Raw genomic sequence first — 1,185 nt, forward strand, 5'->3', positions numbered from 1 at the left:
ATACTCCACGGATCTGTTCAAGAGGGAAACGATGGAGCGTTTTGTCACGTATTTCAAAAATATAGTAGGTAGTGTCATAGAAGATCCAACGGTACGGTTATCGGACATAGCCATGATCACCCCTGATGAGCGCGATGAGCTGTTGCACGCTTACAATGATACGGCGGTGGCCTATCCCTTGGACAGGACGGTCATCGACCTTTTCGAGGACCAGGTGGAGAAGACTCCTGATAAAGTGGCATTGTTTTATTGCGGGTTGGAACTTAGTTATAAGGATTTAAACCAGAAGGCGAATATTCTAGGTCATAGGTTAAAGGAAATGGGTATCGGCCCTAATGATATCATAGGCGTAATGACTCTTCAATCTATGGAGATGGTATTCGGAATATTAGGAATTCTTAAGTCTGGAGCAGCTTTTCTTCCTATAGACCCTAGCTACCCGAAAGAAAGAGTCGATTATATGTTGAAGGAGAGTGATAGTAGGCTAGTCCTTTCAACGAAAGAGGTTATGGATACTGTTGGGATAGAAAAAGATTTTATAAACCTAGGAGACATAGATTTACATGATGAGCTGATTCCCAACCCTTTATTGGTCAATGCAAATAGTGACCTTTGCTATATTATCTACACATCAGGTAGTACGGGAATTCCTAAAGGGGTAATGGTAGAGAATTGTTCATTAGTTAATTTATGTTATTGGCATAATAGTTACTATCAAGTAGTCTCCTCGGACAACAGTACGAAGTTTGCAAGCTTCGGTTTCGATGCATCCGTATGGGAATTATTTCCCTATTTATTAAAAGGAGCTTGTATACATATTATCCATGACGATATCCGAATGGATGTTAAAGCTCTCAACGATTATTTTACGTTGTATGATATTACAATTTCTTTTTTACCAACACAGGTGTGTGAACAGTTCGTAGGTCTTGGCAACAAAACATTACGCTACCTATTGACTGGGGGTGATAAACTAAGGACATTGTCAAAGGAGACGACTTATACGATAGTAAACAATTATGGTCCCACAGAGAACTGTGTAGTTGCAACGAGCTTTAAAATAATAGGAAAAGATTGTCGGGATCGTATTCCAATCGGTAGGCCCATAGGAAATACAAAGGCATATATTCTTGGTGTCAACAATCAGCTATTGCCCAAAGGAACAACGGGAGAACTTTGCATAGG

The 1,185-nt window shown here is 40.1% G+C and carries 1 protein-coding gene; it reads left to right on the forward strand.

Annotated features, from left to right (window positions below; translation table 11 throughout):
- On the forward strand, positions 1-1,185 hold a 1,185-nt coding region (locus tag ACKWCA_RS23985), incomplete at both ends, for an AMP-binding protein (protein WP_413980788.1).

The organism is Maribacter corallii, from assembly GCF_047345415.1.
GTDB lineage: Bacteria > Bacteroidota > Bacteroidia > Flavobacteriales > Flavobacteriaceae > Maribacter_C.